Annotated in this window: 24 protein-coding genes; 14 read left to right on the top strand and 10 right to left on the bottom strand. The window is 70.5% G+C overall.

Translation table 11 applies throughout. From position 1 onward, the window contains the following. Nucleotides 1-16: 16 nt before the first annotated feature. Entirely contained in the window at nucleotides 17-1675 is a 1659-nt protein-coding gene (gene betA / locus EEY80_RS08255) for a choline dehydrogenase (RefSeq protein ID WP_126976106.1), read from the top strand. On the opposite strand, the gene EEY80_RS08250 is transcribed toward betA, so the two are convergent. Continuing rightward, a complete protein-coding gene (locus EEY80_RS08250) occupies nucleotides 1644-2303 on the bottom strand; it encodes an aminotransferase class IV (protein ID WP_235829752.1) in 660 nt (219 codons plus the stop codon). The two genes, betA and EEY80_RS08250, sit on opposite strands and share 32 nt — an antisense overlap. After that, nucleotides 2273-3361, bottom strand: coding sequence for an aminodeoxychorismate synthase component I (locus EEY80_RS08245; RefSeq protein WP_235829751.1), 1089 nt, complete (start codon nucleotides 3359-3361; stop codon nucleotides 2273-2275). Before EEY80_RS08245 ends, EEY80_RS08250 begins: the two co-directional genes overlap by 31 nt. A gap of 178 nt (nucleotides 3362-3539) precedes the next feature. Between EEY80_RS08245 and EEY80_RS08240 the strand changes: the two genes are divergently transcribed. Further along, the gene (locus EEY80_RS08240; protein ID WP_126976103.1) at nucleotides 3540-3779 is read left to right on the top strand and encodes a YdcH family protein; all 240 of its coding nucleotides are present in this window, start codon (nucleotides 3540-3542) and stop codon (nucleotides 3777-3779) included. 40 nt (nucleotides 3780-3819) lie between these two features. Here the strand turns inward: EEY80_RS08240 and EEY80_RS08235 are convergent, their stop codons facing one another. The 4 genes from EEY80_RS08235 to EEY80_RS08220 all read right to left on the bottom strand — a co-directional run bounded on the left by EEY80_RS08235 (nucleotide 3820) and on the right by EEY80_RS08220 (nucleotide 7228). Further along, complete coding sequence (locus tag EEY80_RS08235) at nucleotides 3820-5214, bottom strand: helix-turn-helix domain-containing protein (protein ID WP_126976102.1); 1395 nt, start codon at nucleotides 5212-5214, stop codon at nucleotides 3820-3822. 114 nt (nucleotides 5215-5328) lie between these two features. Continuing rightward, nucleotides 5329-6522: a multidrug effflux MFS transporter gene (locus EEY80_RS08230; protein WP_126976101.1), complete on the bottom strand. Its 1194-nt coding sequence runs from the start codon at nucleotides 6520-6522 to the stop codon at nucleotides 5329-5331. Between the two features lie 69 nt (nucleotides 6523-6591). Next, nucleotides 6592-6942 carry a DMT family protein gene (locus EEY80_RS08225; protein ID WP_126976100.1) on the bottom strand — a complete coding sequence of 117 codons (351 nt, stop codon included), beginning with the start codon at nucleotides 6940-6942 and terminating at the stop codon, nucleotides 6592-6594. Nucleotides 6943-6967: 25 nt separating this feature from the next. After that, on the bottom strand, nucleotides 6968-7228 hold the full coding sequence (locus tag EEY80_RS08220) for an accessory factor UbiK family protein (protein ID WP_126976099.1): 261 nt from the start codon (nucleotides 7226-7228) through the stop codon (nucleotides 6968-6970). Nucleotides 7229-7504: 276 nt separating this feature from the next. Here EEY80_RS08220 and lgt point away from each other — a divergent pair, with 276 nt between their 5' ends. From lgt to EEY80_RS08200, 5 genes are all read left to right on the top strand, one after another. Continuing rightward, on the top strand, nucleotides 7505-8389 hold the full coding sequence (lgt, locus tag EEY80_RS08215) for a prolipoprotein diacylglyceryl transferase (protein WP_126976098.1): 885 nt from the start codon (nucleotides 7505-7507) through the stop codon (nucleotides 8387-8389). Beyond that, on the top strand, nucleotides 8386-9492 hold the full coding sequence (locus EEY80_RS08210; RefSeq protein WP_126976097.1) for a class I SAM-dependent methyltransferase: 1107 nt from the start codon (nucleotides 8386-8388) through the stop codon (nucleotides 9490-9492). Before lgt ends, EEY80_RS08210 begins: the two co-directional genes overlap by 4 nt. Further along, nucleotides 9489-10244: a peptidoglycan editing factor PgeF gene (pgeF, locus tag EEY80_RS08205; RefSeq protein WP_126976096.1), complete on the top strand. Its 756-nt coding sequence runs from the start codon at nucleotides 9489-9491 to the stop codon at nucleotides 10242-10244. Before EEY80_RS08210 ends, pgeF begins: the two co-directional genes overlap by 4 nt. A gap of 134 nt (nucleotides 10245-10378) precedes the next feature. Beyond that, nucleotides 10379-10540: a hypothetical protein gene (locus EEY80_RS20055; protein WP_164738186.1), complete on the top strand. Its 162-nt coding sequence runs from the start codon at nucleotides 10379-10381 to the stop codon at nucleotides 10538-10540. A gap of 229 nt (nucleotides 10541-10769) precedes the next feature. Continuing rightward, entirely contained in the window at nucleotides 10770-11615 is an 846-nt protein-coding gene (locus tag EEY80_RS08200) for a Hint domain-containing protein (RefSeq protein ID WP_126976095.1), read from the top strand. 49 nt (nucleotides 11616-11664) lie between these two features. Here EEY80_RS08200 and EEY80_RS08195 read toward each other — a convergent pair whose 3' ends face one another. Then, nucleotides 11665-12165: an Lrp/AsnC family transcriptional regulator gene (locus tag EEY80_RS08195; RefSeq protein WP_126976094.1), complete on the bottom strand. Its 501-nt coding sequence runs from the start codon at nucleotides 12163-12165 to the stop codon at nucleotides 11665-11667. 276 nt (nucleotides 12166-12441) lie between these two features. Here EEY80_RS08195 and trxB point away from each other — a divergent pair, with 276 nt between their 5' ends. Then, nucleotides 12442-13395 (top strand): thioredoxin-disulfide reductase, encoded by a 954-nt coding sequence (trxB, locus tag EEY80_RS08190; RefSeq protein WP_126976150.1) that lies wholly within the window; start codon nucleotides 12442-12444, stop codon nucleotides 13393-13395. Nucleotides 13396-13408: 13 nt separating this feature from the next. Here the strand turns inward: trxB and EEY80_RS08185 are convergent, their stop codons facing one another. Genes EEY80_RS08185 through EEY80_RS08175 form a run of 3 tightly spaced genes read right to left on the bottom strand, consistent with a single transcriptional unit; the run spans nucleotide 13409 to nucleotide 16532 of the window. Beyond that, complete coding sequence (locus EEY80_RS08185; protein ID WP_126976093.1) at nucleotides 13409-14464, bottom strand: HlyD family secretion protein; 1056 nt, start codon at nucleotides 14462-14464, stop codon at nucleotides 13409-13411. Further along, on the bottom strand, nucleotides 14461-16092 hold the full coding sequence (locus EEY80_RS08180) for an efflux MFS transporter permease (protein ID WP_126976092.1): 1632 nt from the start codon (nucleotides 16090-16092) through the stop codon (nucleotides 14461-14463). The genes EEY80_RS08185 and EEY80_RS08180 overlap by 4 nt, the downstream gene beginning before the upstream one ends. Beyond that, a complete protein-coding gene (locus EEY80_RS08175) occupies nucleotides 16089-16532 on the bottom strand; it encodes a MarR family winged helix-turn-helix transcriptional regulator (RefSeq protein WP_126976091.1) in 444 nt (147 codons plus the stop codon). Before EEY80_RS08175 ends, EEY80_RS08180 begins: the two co-directional genes overlap by 4 nt. Before the next feature lie 290 nt (nucleotides 16533-16822). Here EEY80_RS08175 and EEY80_RS08170 point away from each other — a divergent pair, with 290 nt between their 5' ends. The 6 genes from EEY80_RS08170 to EEY80_RS08145 all read left to right on the top strand — a co-directional run bounded on the left by EEY80_RS08170 (nucleotide 16823) and on the right by EEY80_RS08145 (nucleotide 21071). Next, entirely contained in the window at nucleotides 16823-17326 is a 504-nt protein-coding gene (locus EEY80_RS08170) for a type III secretion system chaperone family protein (protein ID WP_126976090.1), read from the top strand. A 45-nt stretch (nucleotides 17327-17371) separates the two neighbouring features. Continuing rightward, on the top strand, nucleotides 17372-18181 hold the full coding sequence (gene proC, locus EEY80_RS08165) for a pyrroline-5-carboxylate reductase (protein ID WP_126976089.1): 810 nt from the start codon (nucleotides 17372-17374) through the stop codon (nucleotides 18179-18181). After that, nucleotides 18178-18531 carry a tRNA-binding protein gene (locus EEY80_RS08160; RefSeq protein WP_164738185.1) on the top strand — a complete coding sequence of 118 codons (354 nt, stop codon included), beginning with the start codon at nucleotides 18178-18180 and terminating at the stop codon, nucleotides 18529-18531. The genes proC and EEY80_RS08160 overlap by 4 nt, the downstream gene beginning before the upstream one ends. Continuing rightward, nucleotides 18528-19481, top strand: coding sequence for a 2-hydroxyacid dehydrogenase (locus EEY80_RS08155; RefSeq protein ID WP_126976088.1), 954 nt, complete (start codon nucleotides 18528-18530; stop codon nucleotides 19479-19481). Before EEY80_RS08160 ends, EEY80_RS08155 begins: the two co-directional genes overlap by 4 nt. Nucleotides 19482-19542: 61 nt before the next feature. Next, on the top strand, nucleotides 19543-19746 hold the full coding sequence (locus EEY80_RS08150) for a CsbD family protein (protein WP_126976087.1): 204 nt from the start codon (nucleotides 19543-19545) through the stop codon (nucleotides 19744-19746). 227 nt (nucleotides 19747-19973) lie between these two features. Continuing rightward, nucleotides 19974-21071 carry a tRNA-dihydrouridine synthase gene (locus EEY80_RS08145; RefSeq protein WP_126976086.1) on the top strand — a complete coding sequence of 366 codons (1098 nt, stop codon included), beginning with the start codon at nucleotides 19974-19976 and terminating at the stop codon, nucleotides 21069-21071. The last annotated feature ends 8 nt before the right edge of the window (nucleotides 21072-21079 follow it).

Here is a 21079-nt window from a genome sequence, read left to right as displayed (position 1 = left end):
CGGGTGAGGTGACGTCATGGATGCGGAATATCTGATCGTGGGGGCGGGCTCTGGCGGATCGGCGCTGGCCTATCGGCTGGCACTGGCGGGGCGCCGGGTGCTGGTGATCGAACATGGCGGATCGGATGCCGGGCCGTTCATCCAGATGCCCGGCGCACTCAGCTATCCGATGAACATGCCGGTCTATGACTGGGGCTTCCGGTCGGAGCCGGAACCGGCACTCGGCGGGCGCAGCCTGGCCACGCCACGCGGCAAGGTGATCGGGGGATCATCCTCGATCAACGGCATGGTCTATGTGCGCGGCCATGCCCGCGATTTCGACACCTGGGCCGAGATGGGGGCGGACGGCTGGTCCTATGCCGATGTGCTGCCCTATTTCCGGCGGATGGAACACTGGCACGGCGCGGGCGACGGCGGCGATGCCGACTGGCGCGGCAAGGACGGCCCGCTGCACGTCACCCGCGGTCCGCGCAGCAACCCCCTGTTCCGCGACTTCATCGAGGCCGGGCGGCAGGCCGGATACGAGACGACGGCGGATTACAACGGCGAAAAGCAGGAAGGCTTCGGCCCGATGGAGGCGACGATCTGGCAGGGGCGGCGCTGGTCGGCGGCCAATGCCTATCTGCGCCCGGCGCTGAAGACCGGCAACTGCCGGCTGATCCGGGCGCTGGCCCGCCGCGTGGTGATCGAAGACGGCCGGGCCGTGGGCGTCGAGGTCGAGCGCCGCGGCCGGATCGAGACGCTGCGTGCCGGGGCCGAGGTGATCCTGTCCGCCTCGTCGATCAACACGCCGAAACTGCTGATGCTGTCGGGCATCGGGCCGGCCGCGCATCTGGCCGAACACGGGGTGACGGTCGTGGCGGATCGGCCGGGGGTCGGCGCGAACCTGCAGGACCATCTTGAAATCTACATGCAGTATGCGGCCACCCATCCGATCACGCTGTTCCGCTACTGGAACCTCTGGGGCAAGGCGATGGTGGGCGCGCAATGGCTGGCCACGGGCGGCGGGCTCGGCGCCTCGAACCAGTTCGAAAGCTGCGCCTTCATCCGCTCTGCCCCCGGCATCGACTATCCGGACATCCAGTATCACTTCCTGCCCATCGCCGTGCGCTATGACGGGCGCGCCGCGGCCGAGGGGCACGGCTTTCAGGTGCATGTCGGGCCGATGCGGTCGAAATCCCGCGGCACCGTCACCCTGCGGTCGGCCGATCCGAAGGCGCCGCCGTCGATCCGCTTCAACTACATGAGCCATCCCGACGACTGGGCAGAGTTCCGCCGCTGCGTCCGCCTGACGCGCGAGATCTTCGCGCAGCCGGCGATGGCGGGCCATGTGCGCCATGAAATCCAGCCCGGCGCGGCGGTCGAGACCGACGAGCAGATCGACGCCTTCATCCGCGACCATGCCGAAAGCGCCTATCACCCCTGCGGCACGGCACGGATGGGCCGGGCGGGCGACCGGATGGCGGTGGTGGACCCGGAATGCCGGGTGATCGGGGTCGAGGCGCTGCGGGTCGCCGACAGCTCGATCTTCCCGCAGGTGACGAACGGCAACCTGAACGCGCCCTCGATCATGGTCGGCGAAAAGGCGGCGGATCACATCCTCGGCCGGGGGATGCTGGCGCCGGCCAATGTGCAGCCCTGGATCAACCCGAACTGGCAGGTGGCGCAGCGCTGACCAGCCGCGCCGGGATCAGCCCGCGCAGCGAGTTGCCCATCCACAGCCGGACCCGGGGCAGGTCACCGGCGCGCAGCACCTCTTCCCGCGCCGCGCCGGTCTCCAGCAGTTCGGCGCGCAGGCAGCCGGGCAGCAGTCCGCAGGCCAGCGGCGGGGTGCGCAGACCCTCCCCCCGGTCGAAGAACAGGTTGGTGATCGTGCCCTCGCAGACCTCGCCGGCCGGGTTGGCATAGATCCATTCCTCGATGCCCGGGGGCAGCGCGGCGCGGTCGCGGTCATAGCGGGCACGCATCGTCGTCTTCACCCCCAGCCAGGGCGAGGAGGCGAGCGGTTCCGCGGCCAGGGCCACCCGCCATTCGGCCGGCGCCGGGGGCAGGGGGGCGGCGGTCAGGTCGAACCGCCCTGCCGCGTCGAGCGTCAGGCGCAGGCGCAGGGACGCGTCACCCGCCACACCGCCCAGCAGTGCCGCCGCCGCGGCCGGATCGCAGGGGAAGCCCAGGGTGGCCGCCCCCGCCGCCAGCCGCGCCAGATGCCGGTCGCGGCGGGGCAGGCGGGTGCCATCCCAGGCCAGCGTCTCGATCAGCTGCAGGCCGGGGATCAGGCGAGCGTCGCGAAACGGGTCTTCCACAGCGCCTCCTGCCATTCGGACGCGGCGGTCGAATCGGCGACGATGCCGCCGCCCGCGTTCAGCCGAACGCTGCCGTCGCGGGCCAGCGTCAGGGTGCGGATCGCCACGTTGAACCGCGCCCGCCCGTCCGGCGCAGCCCAGCCGATGCTGCCGCAATAGGCGCCGCGCGACCGGGGTTCCAGCGCGTCGATGATCTGCATCGCGCGGATCTTCGGGGCGCCGGTGATCGAGCCGCAGGGGAACAGTGCGCGGAAGATCGCGGCCAGCCCCGTTCCCGGCAGCAGCCGTCCCCGCACCTCGGACACCATCTGGTGCAGCGTGGCATAGCTCTCGACCCGGAACAGCGCCGGCACCCGGACCGAACCGACGTCGCAGATGCGCGACAGGTCGTTGCGCATCAGGTCCACGATCATCAGGTTTTCCGCCCGGTCCTTGACCGAGCCGCGCAGGTCGGCCGCCAGCGCCGCATCCTCGGCGGGGTCGGCGGCGCGAGGGCGGGTGCCCTTCATCGGGCGCACGGCGATGCCGCCTTGCCCGTCGGTGTCGAAGAACAGCTCCGGCGACAGCGACAGGATCGCGGGCGATCCCGGCAGGTCGACCAGCGCCGCGTGATCCACCCGCTGCCGCGCCAGAAGCCGCGCGAACAGTGCCGCCGGCGTGCCGGTCGCCGTGGCGGTCAGCGGAAAGGTCAGGTTCGCCTGATAGATGTCGCCCGCCGCGATCCAGTCCAGCACCCGGGCCAGCGCCGCGGCATGGTCGGCCTCGGTGACGGAGGGCACCGGGGGCGTCAGCGATGCCGGGCCGGTGGCGTCCAGCGCCGCCCGTGCCTCTGCCGCGGGCGCGGGTCCGTCGAAGACCGCCAGCTGCACCAGCGGCCCCTCGGCGGCATGGCGGGCCAGCAGCGGTTCCAGACGGGGTTCCAGCGCCAGCCCCGCCTCATAGGCCAGATGGCCGGCGACCCAGTGCCCCGCCGCCAGCGCGGCTTCGGCCGCCGCCAGCGCCGGCGCGACCTCGGCTCCGGTCGCGGCGCGGATCATGCCGCGGGGCGCGCGGAACATCAGGGGGCGGTCATCGGGACCGGAAGCAAACAGGATCACGGCTATCGGGTCATCCGCAGGGCTGGCGGACCATCGCGGAACTGGCCGCGCGGTGCAAGCCGCCGCCGCATTTGATGCGCATCAAAGTGCGCGGTGCCGCCCCGCACTAGCCTGACCGGGCAACGAGAGGAGAAGCGCCATGTCGAACACGCCCCATGACATCTACGAGGATTTCCCGGCCGATACGGCGCGGATCCATGCGCTGAAGGCCGCGGACCCCCGCTTCGCCCGGCTGATGGACGAATATCACGAGATCAACCGCGCCGTGCACCGGGCCGAGGTGCAGGTGGACCCGGTCGAGCAACTGGCCGAGATCGAGATGCGCAAGCGCCGCGCCCTGCTGAAGGACGAACTGGCGCGGATTCTGGCGCAGGCCTGAGCCGGCAACCTTGACCGGGCGGGGGCCGCGCCCGCCCGGCTCAAACGATCTCGTAGGGCAGCAGGCCCCGCCGGTCGGGATCGACCTTCAGCCGCCGTTCCAGGGGCGGCACCGAGCGCTGGTGACAGTCCTTGCGTTCGCAGATGCGGCAGGAAATGCCGATCGGCTGATAGGCGCGCGGGTTCGACGGGTCGAGGTCGTCGGCATAGACGACCTGCGCCGCGTGGCTGACCTCGCAGCCGAGCCCGATGGCATAGCGCCGGACCGGCGCGGTAAAGCTGCCCCCCGGCTTCGACACGTCGCGCGCGAGGCTGAGATAGCGCACCCCGTCCGGCGTTTCCGCCAGCTGCCGCAGGAACCGGCCCGGCGTCTCGAAGGCCTGGTGCACGTTCCACAGCGGACAGGCCCCGCCGAAGCGGGCGAATTGCAGCCTGGTCGCGGAATGCCGCTTGGTGATGGTGCCGGCCTGATCGACGCGGACGAAGAAGAAGGGGATGCCCTTGGCCCCCGGCCGCTGCAGCGTCGACAGCCGGTGCGCCACCTGCTCGATCGAAGCGCCGAACAGGTCGGCCAGCCGTTCGAGGTCATGCCGCGCCGCCTGCGCCGCATCGAGGAACACCCGGTAGGGCAGCAGGGCCGCTCCGGCGAAATAGTTGGCAAGCCCCGTCCGCGCGATGGCGCGCGAGGTGTCGGACTGGAACCGCGCCAGATCCAGCGTCGCGTCCAGCAGGTCGCCCTGCGTCAGCAACGCCACCTGATGCAGGATCTGGAAGCGCTGCGTCGCGCCGGCCGCGCGGGTCGAGATCTGCAGCCGGTCGCCGGTGCGGGCGCGCAGGGGCGCCATGTCGACGAATTGCAGGTCGACCCCCTTTGCCGCCAGCAGGTCGCGGGCGCGCGCCACCGGGTCGGGGCGGTGACCTTCGGCCCCGAACAGGCGTTCCGCCGCCCGGTCCACCGCGTCGATGTAGTTGTCGCAATAGTGGAAGAAGTCGCGCACCTCCTCCCACGGGCTGGCGAGGCTGGTGCGGTCGTCGCGGCCAAGCGCCTCGTCGAGCGAGGCGAGCCGTTCATGGGTCTGGCGATAGGCGCGGTGCAGTTCCAGAAAGGCCCGCGCCAGCGCCGGCGCGTTCGATGCGGACAGCCGCAGGTCCGCCAGCGGCACCCCCGCATCCGCGAAGACCGGATCGGCCAGCGCCTCGCGCATGTCGCTGACCAGACGTTCGGCATCCCCGGTCGACAGCTTGGTGACGTCGAGCCCGAATTCCCCCGCCAGCGCCAGCACCACCGCCGCCGAGACCGGGCGATGGTTGTTCTCCATCTGGTTGAGATAGGGCAGCGAGACGCCCAGCCGTTCGGCAAAGACCTTCTGCGTCAGCCCGAGCCGCCCCCGCGTCTCGCGCAGCTTCAACCCGGCATAGAGTTTCTGCGTGGCCAAGCGTCGCTCCGATCGTCGCCCCGAACTTTGCGAAACCAGTCGTAGCCTTTGCAAAGCCGGTCCCGCAAGCGCCGTCTCGTCGCCTCGGAACGGGCCGCTTCAGACCGGGCCGCTTCAGAGGGGACCGGGCCGGGCCATCAGCACGCAGGGGATCGACGCCAGCGCCGCGCCCAGCATCACCAGCAGCAGCGGCAGCGCCGAATCCGCCCCGGCGATGGCCCAGGCCGCCAGCGCCGCGAACAGCGCCCCGCCACCGATGGTCAGCATCCCGCCGAGGCCCGAGGCGGTGCCGGCCAGTTCCGGCCGCACCGACATCATCCCCGCATTGGCATTGGGCAGGATCAGCCCGTTGCCGAAGGCCATGCCCCCCACCAGCCCGAAGAAGGCGAGCGGGGTCAGCAGCCCCGCCATCTGCAGCGCCAGCGAGGCCAGCAACGGCAGCGCCGTGAACAGCGCCCCCGCCAGCGCCATCCGTTCCATCCCCAGACGCACCGAATAGCGCCCGGTCAGGAAGTTGCCGCCCATATAGCCCACGGCGGGCAGCGCGAAGTGCAGCCCGATCTGCGCGGGGCCGAGCCCGTAGACCGTGGCGCCGACATAGGGGGCGCCGCCGATATAGGCGAAGAAGGCACCCGAGGAGAAGGTGGAGGCCAGCGCGAAGGCCCAGAACTGTCTGGCGCCGAACAGTTGCGGATAGCGGCGGAACTGGTCGCGGAAGCCGCCGCTGCCGCGCGCCGCCGTCTCGCCCAGATCGAACCAGCACAGCACCATCACCGCCAGCCCCGCGACGCCGAGAAAGACGAAGCTCGCCTTCCAGCCGAAGAACTCGTCCAGCACGCCGCCGATCAGCGGCCCGACCATCGGCGCCAGCGCCATGCCCATCGTGACATAGCCGATCATCGCCGCCGCCTGCGCGCCCGGCACCATGTCCCGCACCACCGCCCGCCCCAGCACCAGCCCGCTGACCACGACGGCCTGCAGCATGCGGAACAGCAGGAACAGCCCGGCCGTGGGGGCCAGCAGCGTGCCCAGCGTCATCAGCAGGAACAGCGCCAGCGCGCCCAGCACCACCGGGCGGCGGCCGAAGCGGTCGGACAGCGGCCCGATGATCAGCTGCAGTGCGCCGCTGAAGGCCAGATAGCCCGACACCGCCAGCTGGATCACCGCATAGTCTACCCCGTAATGCCGGGCGATGCCGGGGATCGAGGGCAGGAAGATGTTCATGGTCAGCGCGCTCAGCCCCGACAGGATCACCAGCGTGGCGATGTGGGGCGGCGTGGCCGGATCGAGGAAACGGACGGGAGGCATGGCTTCTGCTAGCGCCCGGCGAGGGGCAAGTCCATCTGCCTCGTGACGGAGGGGGGCGCGACGGGAGATCTATCCCCAGTCATGGAAGATGAACCAGGCCCCAGCCGCGATCAGCGCGAAGCCCACGCCATGCTGCCAGGTCAGCGGCTCTTTCAGGTAGAAGGTCGAGAACAGCGCGAAGACCGACAGGGTGATCACCTCCTGGATGGTCTTCAGCTGCGCCGCGCTGAACTGCCCATGCCCGATCCGGTTCGCGGGCACCTGCAGCAGATATTCGAAGAAGGCGATGCCCCAGCTGACGACGATCACCAGCAGCAGGGGCGCGGTCTTGAACTTCAGATGGCCGTACCAGGCGAAGGTCATGAAGACATTCGACGCGACCAGCAGGCCGATCGTCACCCAGGCGACAGGCAGGTGCATTCCCGCGGCCGGCAGGGCAGGGGCGTCAGGCGGTCTGGTCCGCCGCCAGCCGCGCCTCGAGCGCGGCGATGCGGGCGGACAGCGCCTCGTTCTCTTCCCGGGCCTTCTGCGCCATGGCGCGCACCGCGTCGAATTCCTCGCGGGTGACGAAGTCGCGGTCGGCCAGCCAGCGGTCCATCCAGGACTTCATCGCGGTCTCGGCCTCGGTCCGGGCGCCCTGGGCCACGCCCATCGCATTGGTCATCAGCTTCGAGATGTCGTCGAAGAACTTGTTGTTGCCCTGCATGGCGGATGCTCCCTCTGCGCGTAGGGCCTTATATGGCCGCTCGTCCCTGCGCTGACAAGGCAAGGCGGGCCCCGTAGCCCGCCCATCTTCCGTTCCCGGATATCCCCGGCGGGCGAACGGGCGCGGCACGCGCCATGAGGGGCAGACGGCCCCCCGCGCGCGCCGCTCGCCGCCTTGACTCCGCCCCCCGGGCGCGGTCTGTCTGCGCCCGACCGCAAACCGCCGCCCGCCGGCGGATGACCCGCCCCCGCGGCGCCCGATGACCCGAGGAGCCCGATGACCGGCCTGCCCTTCCCGGACCTCTCGCCCGAGATCTTCACCATCGGCGGCTTTTCGCTGCGCTGGTATGCGCTGGCCTATATCCTGGGGCTGGTCGCGGGCTGGCGGATCGTCGTCGCGCTGATGCGCCGCCCCGCGCTGTGGCCGGCGGACCGCGCGCCGATGGAGCCCGCGCGGGTCGAGGATCTGCTGACGGCGATCATCCTCGGCGTGATCCTCGGCGGGCGGCTCGGCTATGTGCTGTTCTACCAGCCCGCCTATTTCCTCGACCATCCGCTCGACATCGTGAAGGTCTGGCACGGGGGGATGGCCTTCCACGGCGGCTTCCTCGGCGTGGTGGTCGCGGCGCTGTGGTTCTGCCGCCGGCACGGGATCCCGCCGCTGTCGCTGGCCGATGCGCTGGCGCTGGCGACGCCGCCGGGGCTGTTCCTCGGCCGCATCGCCAATTTCATCAATGCCGAACTCTGGGGCCGGCCCACGAGCCTCCCCTGGGGCGTGCGCTTTCCGGGCGAGGCGGCGCAGACCTGCCCGGGCATTCCCTTCGGCCAATGCGCCCGCCATCCCTCGCAGCTTTACGAGGCGGGGCTGGAGGGGCTGGTGCTGATGGCGCTGCTGCTGCTGGCCTTGCGCGCGGGCTGGCTGAAGGCGCCGGGGCGGATCGCGGGCCTCTTCGTCGCGGGCTATGGCGCCGCACGCTTCGCGGTGGAATTCGTGCGCCAGGCCGACGCGCAATTCGTCACCCCCGACAATCCGGCGGGCAATGCCATCCAGTTCCTCGGCACCGGCCTGTCGATGGGCCAGCTGCTGTCGCTGCCGATGATCGCGCTCGGCCTGTGGCTGATCCTGCGGGCGCGGCCCGCGCCCGAGGGCCGGACGGCATGACCCCCCTCGCCGCCCTGCTGGCGCGGCGGATCGCGCAGACGGGGCCGATCAGCCTGGCCGAGTTCATGGCCGATTGCCTGCTGCATCCCGACCACGGCTATTACGCCACCCGCGATCCCCTGGGCCGGGCGGGCGATTTCACCACCGCGCCCGAGATCAGCCAGATGTTCGGCGAGCTGCTGGCGCTGGCGCTGGCGCAGGCCTGGACGGATCAGGGCAGCCCCGACCGCATCGTGCTGGCCGAGATCGGGCCCGGTCGGGGCACGCAGATGGCCGATGTGCTGCGCACGCTGAAGGCGGTGCCGGGGATGCGGGCGGCGGCGCAGCCGCATCTGGTCGAGGCCTCGCCCGTGCTGCGCGACCGCCAGCGCGCGGCGCTGGACGGGCAGGGGGCCCTCTGGCTCGACCGGGTCGAGGATCTGCCCGAGGCGCCGACCTTCCTGCTGGCCAACGAGTTTCTCGACGCGCTGCCGATCCGCCAGTTCGTCCGGGCCGGGCCGGGCTGGCGGGAACGGATGGTGGGCCTCGATGACGGGGGGCGGCTGGTCCCCGGCCTTTCCGCCCCCGCCCCGCTGGCCGCGCTGGACCGCCGGCTGGACGACACGGCCGAGGGCGAGGTGGTGGAACTGTGCCCGGCGCTGCCCGCCATCGTCGCCGCCGTCGCCGGCCGGGTGGCGCGGCAGGGGGGGGCCGCGATCTTCATCGACTATGGCGGCTGGCGCAGCCGGGGCGACACCTTTCAGGCGGTGCAGGATCACGCGCCCGTCGATCCCTTCGCCCGGCCGGGCGAGGCCGACCTGACCGCGCATGTCGATTTCGAGGCGGTCGCCCGTGCGGCCGTGGCGGCCGGCGCCGCCGTCACCGGCATGACCCCGCAGGGCGCGCTGCTGGACCGGCTGGGCATCGCCGCGCGGGCCGAGCGGCTGGCGCGCGGCATGGGCGGCGACACGCTGCGCCAGCATCTGGCCGCGCATCGTCGCTTGACCCATCCGCAGGAAATGGGAACGGTGTTCAAGGCGCTGGCGGTCCACCCCCGGGGAACACCGCCGCCGCCCGGCTTCGATGCGCCGCCCCCCGACACAGCCCCGGTGGCCCGTTCATGACGCTCGAAATCCTGACCTCCCGTTCGCTCGCGCCGCTGCGCCACGGCTTCTTCACCCGCAGGGGCGGCGCCTCCTCGGGCATCTTCGCGGGGCTGAACTGCGGGCACGGCTCGTCCGACCAGACCGAGGCGGTGGCGCTGAACCGCGCCCGCGTGGCCGAGGCGATGGGCGTCGTGCCGCAGATGCTGGTGGGGGTGCATCAGGTCCATTCCGCCGATGTGGTGACGGTCACCAGCCCGCTGGCCGAGGCGCGGCAGGCCGATGCGCTGGTCACGGCGGTGCCGGGGCTGGTGCTGACGGTGCTGACCGCCGACTGCCAGCCGGTCCTGTTCGCCGATGCGTCGGCCGGGGTGATCGGCGCAGCCCATGCCGGCTGGCGCGGCACGCTGGGGGGCGTGCTCGAATCGACGCTTGACGCGATGGAGGCGGCCGGCGCCCGGCGCGAGCGGATCGCGGCGGTGATCGGCCCGGCGATCAGCCAGCGCGCCTATGAGGTCGGGCCGGAATTCCTCGACACCTTCCTGATGGAGGACGAGGCGAGCGAGCGCTTCTTCGCCAACGGGCAGGGCGACCGCTATCTGTTCGACCTGCCGGGCTATGCGCTGGCCCGCCTGCGCGCGGCCGGCATCGGGCAGGCGGAATGGACGGGGCATTGCACCTTTTCCGACCCCGACCGCTTCTATTCCTATCGCCGCACCTGCCATGCCCGCGAGGCGGATTACGGCCGGCTGATCTCGGCCATCCGGCTCTGATCCGCCGCCTGCGCGCGCGTCCGAAGCAATCTTTCCGAATGCCCCGCCCGCGTCCGCGGATGGTCACGGATCCGCCCGAATTGCCGGCAAAGGTTCCTCAACGCCCGGATGCGGGATCGAGACCGGAGGATGGCATGACGAAGGAACGGCGCTGGCTTCTGAACACGCTGGCCGCGGCGACGCGCGAGGCGGATACCGCCCATCTGCCGTGGCAGCGCGGCGCGGCGCAGCCCGCACCGGCGGTGCCGGCCGATGCGGTGCCCGCGACGACCGGCCGGATCGCCGCCCGCGCCTGAGCCGCGCCCGGCGAATCGGCGGGCGGGGGGCAGAGGCGAATGTGGCGAAAACCCGGCGGCCGCACCGCCGGGGAGGAAACGAAAAGGGCGGCTGGCGTCCGATCGGACGCGATCCGTCACCTGCTGTTGAAGATTTTGACACCCTTGCCCGCACCGGGCAGAATTGGTCCGTTCCATCTGCGTTTTCGGTGGGGGCCGACGCGGGTGAGCTGACCGGAAGGCTGAACCCATGACCTATCCCCACCGCGCGCCGGCGGATCCGGCGCCGCAAGTGACGTCCAGCGTCTCGAAGATCACGGGCCAGAAGGACTGGGCCCCGCGCAGCGAGAGGCGGCCCCTGCGGGCGATGCCGCTGGCGCGCCGCTACGAGGTCGCCTTCCAGCGCCCCGAAGGCGGCGTCGGCACCGTGTCGCGGCTGGCCCCGGCGCTGCCGCTGTTCGAGCAGGCCTTCTCCGCGGTGGCCCGCGGCACCGTCATCGCGACGCCGAACGGCCCCACCGCGGTCGAGGATCTGATGCCCGGCGATCTGGTGACGACGCTGGAGAACGGCCCCGAGGAACTGCTCTGGACCGGGACCATCACCCTCTATCCCGTGACCACGACCGAACGGACGGGCGGCCATGCGGGCGAACCTGCCCGGCTGACGCGGATCATGGCCGACAGCTATGGCCTTGGCCGACCGCTGACCGATGTGGTGCTGGGGCCGCATGCGCGCGTCCTGCGCCGCGACCCGCGCCTGCCGTCGCTGGTCGGGGCCGAACAGGCCTATGCGCCGGTCCGGGCCATGGCGGACGGCGAAAGCGTCATCGAGGTCACCCCCGCGACGCCGGTTTCGGTGCACCATCTGGTGCTGGCCCAGCAGCGGACGCTCAGCGCGGCGGGGGTCGATATCGAAAGCTTCCATCCCGGCGAGGGCTTCGAGGGGATGATGGACCGGCAGTTGCTGCAGCTGTTCCTGGCGCTGTTCCCGCATCTGCCGCAGGGCGACGAACGCCAGCGGCTGCGCGGTTTCGGCCCGGTGGCGCATCCGCGCCTGACCCGGTTCGAGGCCGAGGAACTGCAACTGGCGCGCTGAGGGCGCGCCGGTCCGGGCAGGGCCGCTGCGTCGGCCCGCCCGCCGGCGGTCAGGCGTTGCGGCCGACCCGTTCTTCCAGCACGTCGAAGGGCACGCCGGGTTCGTCCTTGGCGCCGCGGATCACGAGGCTCGTCTTCACCGAGGCCACGTTGTCGGCCCGCGTCAGCTCGCCCGTCAGGAAGGACTGGAAGCTCGACAGGTCCGGCGCCACGCATTTGAGGATGAAGTCGATCTCGCCGTTCAGCATGTGGCATTCGCGGACCAGTGGCCAGGCGCGGCAGCGGTCCTCGAAGGCCGAGAGGTCGCTCTCCGCCTGGCTGTGCAGCCGTACCATCGCGAAGACCGCCACCTCGAAGCCCAGTTCGCGGGGATCGACCTCGGCGTGGTAGCCGCGGATATAGCCCTGCTCCTCCAGCGTGCGGACGCGGCGCAGGCAGGGCGGGGCGGAAATGCCCACGCGCTTGGCCAGTTCGACATTGGTCATGCGGCCATCGGCCTGCAACTCGGCAAGGATCTTTCGGTCGATCTCGTCGAGTCTGTTCGCGCCCATTGCCGATGCCTCATGATGCTTTTCGTTGCTTACCGCTGCCCCACCGCATGCGCAATTATATTTCGGCATGGACGGCGGACCACCGCGGGCAGCCCTGCGGAGGACGCGGACCGGATCAGCGATCTCCGGTCTTTTCGCGCCAGTCGAGGCGGCATATATCGGCCTGCGCCGGGGTGCAACCCCGGCCCTCCCGACCCGGGACCCCCAAGCCGGGGCCGGGCGGGGCGGGGATGGGGACCGGCGCGGGGATGCCGGCGGACAGCAAGGATGACGACGATGGGCGAGACGCGGCACAGCAAGGTTCTGATCATCGGCTCGGGGCCCGCGGGCTATACCGCCGCCGTCTATGCCGCCCGCGCGATGTTGAAGCCGGTGCTGGTGCAGGGCATCCAGCCCGGCGGGCAGCTGACCATCACCACCGATGTGGAAAACTGGCCGGGCGAGGCGCAGATCATGGGCCCCGACCTGATGGTGAAGATGGAGGACCACGCCCGCGCCATGGGGACCGAGGTCGTGGGCGACATCATCCTGACGCTGGACCTGTCGCGCCGGCCCTTCGTCGCGGTGGGCGACAGCGGCACCACCTATACTGCCGACGCGGTGATCCTCGCCACCGGGGCGCAGGCGAAATGGCTGGGCCTGCCCTCGGAAGAAAAGTTCAAGGGCTTCGGCGTCTCGGCCTGCGCCACCTGCGACGGCTTCTTCTATCGCGGGAAAGAGGTGGTGGTGATCGGCGGCGGCAACACCGCGGTCGAAGAGGCGCTGTTCCTGACCAACTTTGCCAGCAAGGTGACGCTGGTCCACCGCCGCGACACGCTGCGCGCCGAACGGATCATGCAGGAGCGGCTGTTCGCCCATCCGAAGGTCGAGCTCCTGTGGAACCACGAGGTGACCGAGGTTCTGGGCACCGAAACGCCGCTCGGCGTGACCGGGGTGCGGGCGCGCGACGTGCGGACCGGCGCCACGACCGACGTGCCCTGCGCGGGCTTCTTCGTGGCGATCGGGCATCACCCGGCCTCGGAACTGGTCAAGGACCAGCTGGAGCTGCATTCGGGCGGCTATGTGAAGGTCGAACCCGGATCGACCGCGACCTCGGTCCCGGGCGTCTTTGCCGCGGGCGACCTGACCGACCATGTCTACCGGCAGGCCGTCACCTCGGCCGGCATGGGCTGCATGGCCGCGCTCGATGCCGAACGCTGGCTGGCGGCGCAGGGTCTGGCCGAGGGCTGAGACGCCCCGGCCCTCACCCCGCGCTGGCGGGCGGGGTAGGGCCGGTATCGACATCCACCACCACCGACAGGCCCGGCGCCAGATGGTCCGCCATCGCCTGACCCGGGTCGATGCCGATGCGCACCGGCAGGCGCTGCGCGATCTTGGTGAAGTTGCCGGTGGCGTTCGATCCGGCCAGCAGGCTGAATTCCGACGCGGTGGCGGGCGAGAAGGCCTCGACATGGCCGCGGAAGGCCTGGCCGCCGAGCGCATCGACGGTGAAGCGGACCTCCTGCCCGGTCCGCATTCCGTGCAGGCCGGTCTCCTTGAAATTGGCGATCACCCACAGATCGGTGCCGACATGGGACACCAGCGCGGTGCCCGCGGTGACATACTGCCCCACCCGGGCCGAGACCTGCCCCAGCCGCCCGTCCGCCGGCGCGTGGATCACCGTATTGTCGAGGTCGATCCGCGCCAGCGCCACCGCCGCCTCGGCGCTGGCGATGTCGGCCCGGCGCGCGGACAGGCCGACCCGCGCGCTTTCGATCGCCTCGGCCTGCACATCGACCTGCGCCTCGGCCTGTTCGACGGCGGCCCGCGCCTGCTGCACCGCCAGTTCCGACTGGTCGGCCGTCGATTGCGAGGTGACACCCCGCTCTTGCAGCGCCTGCGACCGGGTCCAGTCGGTTTCCGCCGTGGCGAGCGCCGACCGGGCCGCGGCCAGTGCGGCGTCGTCGGCCCGGGCCACCGCCTCGGCCGAGCGCAGCGACTGTTCGCCCACCTTCAGCGCGGCCTTCGCGGCGGCCAGCTGCGCCTCGGCCTGCGCCAGCTTCTGGCGGTAGATGCGGTCGTCGATGCGGGCGATCACGTCGCCGGCCTTCACCGTCTGGAAATCGACCGCCTCCACCGCGCTCAGATAGCCCGACAGCTGCGGCGCGACGGCGGTGACCTTGCCGCGCAGATAGGCGTTTTCCGTTCGCGGTTCGGCGGCAGAGAAGGGCGGCAGATGCCAGGCGAACAGCAGCAGCAGCACGCCGGCGATGCCGATGACGGTGACGATGACGGTGGGGATCAGCTGGGGACGGGTCATGATGCGGTCTGGATATCGGAGGGGGAGGGAGGGGTGAGGCGCGCGGCGAGCCGGTCGCGCAGCAGATGCAGCAGCAGCAGCCCGGCGGCACCCGCCGCGCAGAGGAAGGTCAGGAAATAGGCGTCGTTATAGGCCATGACATAGGCCTGGGCTGCGGCGTCCTGTGCCAGCGCCGACACTGCCTGCAGCCGGCGCGCCGCGGCGTCGGGCATCTGGCCGGCCAGCGCCGCCATGCCGCCGGCGATGGATCGCATGGTGCCGGGATCGGTCGCCTGCAGCTGTTCGGCCAGTCCCTGATAGTGAAACGCCTGCCGCCGGTTGATGATCGTCGTGAAGAGGCCGGATCCGATGACGCCGCCAAGGCTCTGGCTCGACAGGAAAACCACGACGAAGGACAGCAGGTAGTTCGGCCCCCGCGCCAGCGCGGCCATCAGCCCCTTCAGCATCGCGGGGGGCATGAACAGCATCCCCGCGAAGCCGATCAGCGACTGGCTGACGATCATCTGCGCGGGCCTCGTATCGACCGTCGCATGGCTGTCCATGAAGGCGCCGATCGCGATCAGCAGCAGTGCGACAAGGTGGAACTGCGGCTCGCGCCCCGGCTTCATCCAGGCGACACAGGCCAGCCCGCCGATCAGGCTGGCCAGGCAGATCACCGCGAAAAGGCCGGTCATCTGCGACGGCGCCAGCCCGAGCGCCTGGAACATCCGGGGGGCGCCGGTGCTCTGTTCCGACAGAAGCAGCCGGAACAGGAACAGCGTCGCTGTCAGGTGCAGCATCGCCGGCGAGACGAGCCAGCGGATGTCGAGCAGCGGTTCCGGCCGGTGCAACTCGATGACGACCGTCAGCGCCAGTGCCGCCACCGACCCCGCCAGCAGCCAGCCGATCCAGGCGGTATCGCCCCACCAGTGGATCGGCCCCATGACGAAGCCGGTGGCGATGCCGCCGAAGGCAAAGGCAATCAGCGCGAAGCTGAGCAGGTCGAGCGGCTGGATCACCTTCATATGCGGCACTGGCCGCAGCGGCAGCAGCCGCACCGCGACCAGCGACAGCATGGCCAGCGCCAGCGTGGTCAGGTGGATGCCCTCCAGCCCGCCATCGCCCACCAACGCGGGCGAGATCACCCGCGCCAGCGTCGGCGCCGACATCAGCAGCACCAGCACCATCGGCAGGCCGAGCCGCATTTTCCATTGCTGCGGCAGCGGTTCCAGCATGTAGAGAAAGCCCAGAGTGGACAGCGGCGCCGAGGCGATGCCGGCGAGGAACTGCAGCACCACCGCCGAGCGCAGGTCGTTGATCCAGACCGAGGCGAAGGCCACCGCGAGGTACAGCGCGGTGCCAATCTCGGCAAAACGGCGCAGCCCGTACTGGGTGCGGATCTTGATCAGGATCAGCGTGATCGAGGCGCGGGGGACCAGATAGGCCGCCAGCAGCCAGCTCGCTTCGGTCGTGGTGATGCCGAGGTCGCCCGCATATTGCGCGACATTGGCGGTGACGAAACCTTGGCCGAGCCCCTGCGACAGCGCCAGCAGCGCCGAGGCAACGAAGTAAGGCAGCGCGCGGTGCAGCGGAAAGCCGGCCTCGGGGGAAGGCGCGGCCGGGGTCGGGACGTCGGGGGCGGCGGTCATGGGTCGACCCCTCCGTCACGCCCGCGCAGCCGGGCGGCGTTGCGGGCGATGCGTTCCAGCACCTGGCGCGTGCGCTCCTGATCCTCGTCCGAGATATCGGCCAGAACCTCGGCCCGGATCCGTTCGACGAAACGCGTCACCTCGGCCGACCGCCCGCGGTCCGTCAGGAACAGCGCCCGCTTGCGGGCGTCGCCGTCGAGGCCCCGGCGTTCGATGAACCCGTCCTGGTCCAGCGCGTCGATCTGGCGTTTCAGCGTCGGCGCCTCGATCCCCAGTTCCTGCGCTAGTTCGGCCTGCGTCGCGCCCTCCATCCGCGCCAGCGTCGTCAGCACCCGCGCCCGCGACATGGTCAGTCCCATCTCGGCGGCGGTGGTGTCGTACTGGCGGCGCAGTTCGCGCAGCACCTGCAGAAGGGCGTCGAGCAGCGGGGACTCGGTCATGGGAAAGCCTGCTAATTGCTTAGCAAGCTAAATAGATGCTTCCACCGCAGGATAAAGGGGTGCCAAGTCACGACCGCGTGAGAGCTGCGACCGCGCCGTCCCAGCTTTCGCCCCCGCCTTCGGGTCATCCACAAGATCGCGGGGTTATCCACCAGAATCGGCTTTACAGGCTGACGCTGCGACTGCACCATATGTTGTGAGGGCGGATGCAGGTCACGCCGCCTTTCGCGTCAGACCCTGCCGGTAGTAGGCCCTGCCCCGGACACCGGCACAAGCAGACGAGGCGCTGCATGTCGCTTGCCGAAGACTTCACCCTCTCCGACGAAATCGACCCGATCGACATTGTCGAGACGCTCGCCGAATACCACGACTGGGAATTCGACCGCGTCGCCGACGACCAGATCGCCATGGCCGTCGAAGGGCAGTGGCGCACCTATTCGCTGACGCTCGCCTGGTCGGCGCGCGACGAGACGTTGCGTCTGATCTGCACCTTCGAGATGGAGCCGCCCGAACACCGGATGCCGGAACTGATGGAGGTGCTGAACCGCATCAACGACCAGGTCTGGTGCGGCGCCTTCACCTACTGGGCGGAACAGCGGCTGATGGTCTGGCGCTATGGCCTGCTGTTGTCCGGCAGCCAATCGGCCGGTCCCGAACAGATCGACCGGATGATCGGCAGCGCGGTGATGGCGGCGGAACGCTTCTACCCCGCCTTCCAGCTGGTGGCCTGGGGCGACAAGGACCCGGAGGCCGCGATGCAGGTGGCCATTGCCGAGGCCTATGGCCGCGCCTAAGGTCCGCCCCGGTCCTTCGGACAGAGACTGCGACGGAGACGGGGCATGGACATGAACGATGTCAGGGAGCGCGGGCTCGTGCTCCTCGGCTGCGGCAAGATGGGTTCGGCCTTGCTGGCGGGCTGGCTGAAGGGCGGCTTGCCCGCCGGGTCGGTCTGGGTCCGCGACCCCAACCCCTCGGACTGGCTGCGCGGCACCGGCGTGCATCTGGACGGCCTGCCCGAACGCCCCGCCGTCGTGCTGATCGCCGTCAAGCCGCAGATGATGGCCGATGCGCTGCCGGCCCTGGCGGCCTTCGGCGGCGGCGGCACTCTGTTCCTGTCGGTCGCGGCGGGGACCACGCTTGCCACCTATGCCGCGATGCTGGGCGCGACGACGCCGGTGATCCGCGCGATGCCCAACACCCCCGCCGCCATCGGGCGCGGCATCACCGCGATCTGCGGCAATGACCGCGCGACCGATGCGCAGATGGCGCTGGCCGAGGCGCTGTTGTCGGCGGTGGGGCAGGTGGTGCGGCTGGAGGGCGAGCACCAGATGGATGCGGTCACTGCCGTCTCCGGCTCCGGCCCCGCCTATGTCTTCCATCTGATCGAGACGCTGGCCGCCGCCGGCGCCGCCGAGGGCCTGCCCCCGGCGCTGGCGCTGCGACTGGCGAAGGCGACGGTCGCCGGGGCGGGCGCGCTGGCCGAGGCGGCGGACGAGGATCCGGGGCAGTTGCGGATCAATGTCACCTCGCCGGGCGGGACCACGGCCGCGGCGCTGGCTGTGCTGATGAATGCCGAGACCGGCTTCCCCGCGCTGATGGCGGCGGCGGTGAAGGCGGCGGCGGACCGGGGACGGGAGCTGGGCAAGTGAGCGGTGCGGCAGCAGAGCGGATCGGATTCGACGATTTCCTGAAGGTCGATGTGCGAGTCGGGCGGATCACCCGCGCCGAACCCTTCCCCGAGGCGCGCAAGCCCGCCTACAAGCTGTGGATCGATTTCGGCCCCGAACTGGGCGAGAAACGGTCCTCGGCCCAGATCACCGACCACTACACTCCGGAAACGCTGGTCGGGCGGCAGGTGCTGGCGGTGGTGAATTTCCCGCCCCGGCAGATCGGCCCGGTGATGTCCGAGGTGCTGACGCTGGGCGTGCCGGATGCCGAGGGCCGGGTGGTGCTGATCGGCCCCTCGCTGGAGGTGCCCGAAGGCGGGAGGCTCTATTGAAGCTGCTGATCACCCGGGACATGCCCGATGCCGTGGCGGCCGAGGCGGCGCAGGCCTTCGACTGCACCTTCCGCCCCGGCGCGGCGCCGCTGACCGAGGCCGAGGCCGCGGCCGCGCTGACGGACCATGACGCGGTGCTGTGCACGCTGGGCGACCGCTTCACCGCGGCGGCCTTCGCGCAGGCGGGGCTGCAGCCCCGCTGCCGGCTGCTGGCCAATTTCGGCGTGGGCTACAACCATATCGACGTCGCGGGCGCGCGGGCGGCGGGCATCGCCGTGACCAACACCCCCGGCGCCGTCACCGATGCCACCGCCGACATCGCGCTGACGCTGATCCTGATGACCGCCCGCCGCGCCGCCGAGGGCGAGCGGCTGGTGCGGTCCGGCCGCTGGACAGGGTGGGAGCCGACGCAGATGCTGGGCCGGCATGTCACCGGCAAGCGGCTGGGGATCGTCGGCATGGGCCGCATCGGCCGCGCTATCGCCCGCCGGGGGCATTACGGCTTCGGCATGGAGGTGGGCTATGCCAACCGCTCGCCCGTCGCCGATCCGGGGATGCCGGCGCAGGCGATGCCGCTGGCCGAACTGGCCGGATGGGCCGACATCCTCGTGGCGGCGGTGCCCGCCTCGCCCGAGACCCGGCACCTGATCGGGGCCGAGGTTCTGGCGGCGATGCGGCCCGACGCGATCCTGATCAACATCGCCCGCGGCGATGTGGTGGACGAGGCGGCGCTGATCGCGGCGCTGGACCAGCGGCTGATCGCGGGGGCGGGGCTCGACGTCTACGAACGCGAACCCGAGGTGCCCGAGGCGCTGCGCCGGCTCGACACCGCGGTGCTGCTGCCGCATCTGGGGACCGCCACGCTGGAGGTGCGGGTGGCCATGGGTCGGATCGCGCTGGCGAACCTTCACGCCTTCGCGGCGGGCGCGCCCCTGCCGAATCCCGTCTGAGCCGCCGGAACCCGTTCTAATCCTGCGCGTTTGTTGTGCATAACCTCACGGAGGACATGCAATGAACTGGGATATCGTCGAAGGCAACTGGAAGCAGCTCAAGGGCTCGGTGAAAGAGCGCTGGGGCAAGATGACGGATGACGAGCTCGACGTTGCCGCCGGCAAGCGCGACAAGCTGGCCGGGCTGGTGCAGGAAAAGTACGGCAAGACCCGCGACGAGGCCGAGCGCGAAGTGGACGACTACTTCCGCGACCGTCGCATCTGAGCCGCAGAACGAATGACCGGTGAACGGGGCCTGCGGGCCCCGTTCGCATGTCTGGCCCCCGCATGTCTGCCGCTCGCTGGCCCGGGGGGAACCCGTTTCTGCCCAGATTTCGATCAACCGGCGCCGACAACGGACGGTTGCACGGGCTCATCCCCTGCCGCGCGGGGAAAATTATTGACTGGCTGGTAAAAAACATGGGTTCCTGAGCGTGACCACGGGAGCGCGCCATGACCCATGACCTGACCACCCATTTCACCGGCCTTCGCTTCGTCAATCCCTTCATCCTCGCCTCCGCGCCGCCGACGGAGAGCAAGCGAAAGATCCTGAAGGCCTTCGAGTCGGGCTGGGGCGGCGTCGTCACAAAGACGATCGGCCTGCACCCGGTGGAAAATGTGGCGGGGCCCAGGACGATCTTCCAGCGCGCCAGCGAGGAAAAACCCTATGTCTCGCGCAACAAGCGGCCCGACACCGTGTCCCATTCCTCGTGGAACTGGGAACTGATCTCGGACCAGCCGCTCGATCTGTGGCTGCCCGATCTGGAAGAGATCAAGACGACCTATCCCGACCGGATGCTGATCGCCTCGATCATGGCGGGCGCCGGCAGCGCGGCCGAGATGGAGAACTGGCGGACGCTGGCCCGCGCCTGCGTGGCGGCCGGTTGCGACGCGCTGGAGCTGAACATGTCCTGCCCGCATATGGACCGCAAGGACATGGGCGCGCATATCGCCAATGACGAGGACATCATCCGCGCCGTGCTCGGCGCCGTCACCGGGGCGGTCGACGTCCCGGTCTGGGTGAAGCTGACGCCGTCCTCCTCGTCGCTGGTGGACGGGGCGCGGGCCGCCTATGCGGCGGGGGCGGCGGCGATATCGCTCTGCAACACCTTCCCCTCGCTGCCGCTGCTGGATCCCGAGACGATGAAGTTCGAGGTCGAGGTGGACGGGCTGGTCACCTCTGGCGGGCTGGGGGGCCTCGCCATCCTGCATCAGGCCTTGCAGCGGGTGTCGGATATCTCGCGCGCCTTCCCGGACAAGGCGATTTCCGGCATCGGCGGGATCCGGGGCTTTCGCGAGGCCTTCAACTTCATCGCCCATGGCGCGGGCACCCTGCAGGTCTGCACCGCCGCGATGGAGGAGAAGGGCAGCGGCGGCATCGGCGTGAACCTGATCCAGGAGCTGACCGGCGATCTGGGCGACTATCTGCAGCGCAAGGGCCATGCCTCGATCGAGGAGTTCCGCGGCATCGCCCGCGACCGGATCGTCGAACATTCGCAGATCCGCCGGAAGAGCGAGGTCTACAACGGCGGCTATGCGCAATCGGCATGATGGCCGGG

This window comes from Frigidibacter oleivorans, assembly GCF_003993775.1.
Lineage (GTDB): Bacteria > Pseudomonadota > Alphaproteobacteria > Rhodobacterales > Rhodobacteraceae > Frigidibacter > Frigidibacter oleivorans.
Note: the sequence above shows the minus strand (reverse complement) of the source record. Positions and strands in the feature narration are given on the sequence as shown.

Bases quoted from the DNA above. Each gene is read 5' to 3' on its own strand.
- betA (WP_126976106.1), top strand. From the start codon at position 17: ATGGATGCGGAATATCTGATCGTGGGGGCGGGCTCTGGCGGATCGGCG.
- EEY80_RS08245 (WP_235829751.1), bottom strand. From the start codon at position 3,361: ATGTTCCGCGCGCCCCGCGGCATGATCCGCGCCGCGACCGGAGCCGAG.
- EEY80_RS08240 (WP_126976103.1), top strand. From the start codon at position 3,540: ATGTCGAACACGCCCCATGACATCTACGAGGATTTCCCGGCCGATACG.
- EEY80_RS08230 (WP_126976101.1), bottom strand. From the start codon at position 6,522: ATGCCTCCCGTCCGTTTCCTCGATCCGGCCACGCCGCCCCACATCGCC.
- EEY80_RS08225 (WP_126976100.1), bottom strand. From the start codon at position 6,942: ATGCACCTGCCTGTCGCCTGGGTGACGATCGGCCTGCTGGTCGCGTCG.
- EEY80_RS08220 (WP_126976099.1), bottom strand. From the start codon at position 7,228: ATGCAGGGCAACAACAAGTTCTTCGACGACATCTCGAAGCTGATGACC.
- lgt (WP_126976098.1), top strand. From the start codon at position 7,505: ATGACCGGCCTGCCCTTCCCGGACCTCTCGCCCGAGATCTTCACCATC.
- EEY80_RS08210 (WP_126976097.1), top strand. From the start codon at position 8,386: ATGACCCCCCTCGCCGCCCTGCTGGCGCGGCGGATCGCGCAGACGGGG.
- pgeF (WP_126976096.1), top strand. From the start codon at position 9,489: ATGACGCTCGAAATCCTGACCTCCCGTTCGCTCGCGCCGCTGCGCCAC.
- EEY80_RS20055 (WP_164738186.1), top strand. From the start codon at position 10,379: ATGACGAAGGAACGGCGCTGGCTTCTGAACACGCTGGCCGCGGCGACG.
- EEY80_RS08200 (WP_126976095.1), top strand. From the start codon at position 10,770: ATGACCTATCCCCACCGCGCGCCGGCGGATCCGGCGCCGCAAGTGACG.
- EEY80_RS08195 (WP_126976094.1), bottom strand. From the start codon at position 12,165: ATGGGCGCGAACAGACTCGACGAGATCGACCGAAAGATCCTTGCCGAG.
- trxB (WP_126976150.1), top strand. From the start codon at position 12,442: ATGGGCGAGACGCGGCACAGCAAGGTTCTGATCATCGGCTCGGGGCCC.
- EEY80_RS08185 (WP_126976093.1), bottom strand. From the start codon at position 14,464: ATGACCCGTCCCCAGCTGATCCCCACCGTCATCGTCACCGTCATCGGC.
- EEY80_RS08180 (WP_126976092.1), bottom strand. From the start codon at position 16,092: ATGACCGCCGCCCCCGACGTCCCGACCCCGGCCGCGCCTTCCCCCGAG.
- EEY80_RS08175 (WP_126976091.1), bottom strand. From the start codon at position 16,532: ATGACCGAGTCCCCGCTGCTCGACGCCCTTCTGCAGGTGCTGCGCGAA.
- EEY80_RS08170 (WP_126976090.1), top strand. From the start codon at position 16,823: ATGTCGCTTGCCGAAGACTTCACCCTCTCCGACGAAATCGACCCGATC.
- proC (WP_126976089.1), top strand. From the start codon at position 17,372: ATGGACATGAACGATGTCAGGGAGCGCGGGCTCGTGCTCCTCGGCTGC.
- EEY80_RS08150 (WP_126976087.1), top strand. From the start codon at position 19,543: ATGAACTGGGATATCGTCGAAGGCAACTGGAAGCAGCTCAAGGGCTCG.
- EEY80_RS08145 (WP_126976086.1), top strand. From the start codon at position 19,974: ATGACCCATGACCTGACCACCCATTTCACCGGCCTTCGCTTCGTCAAT.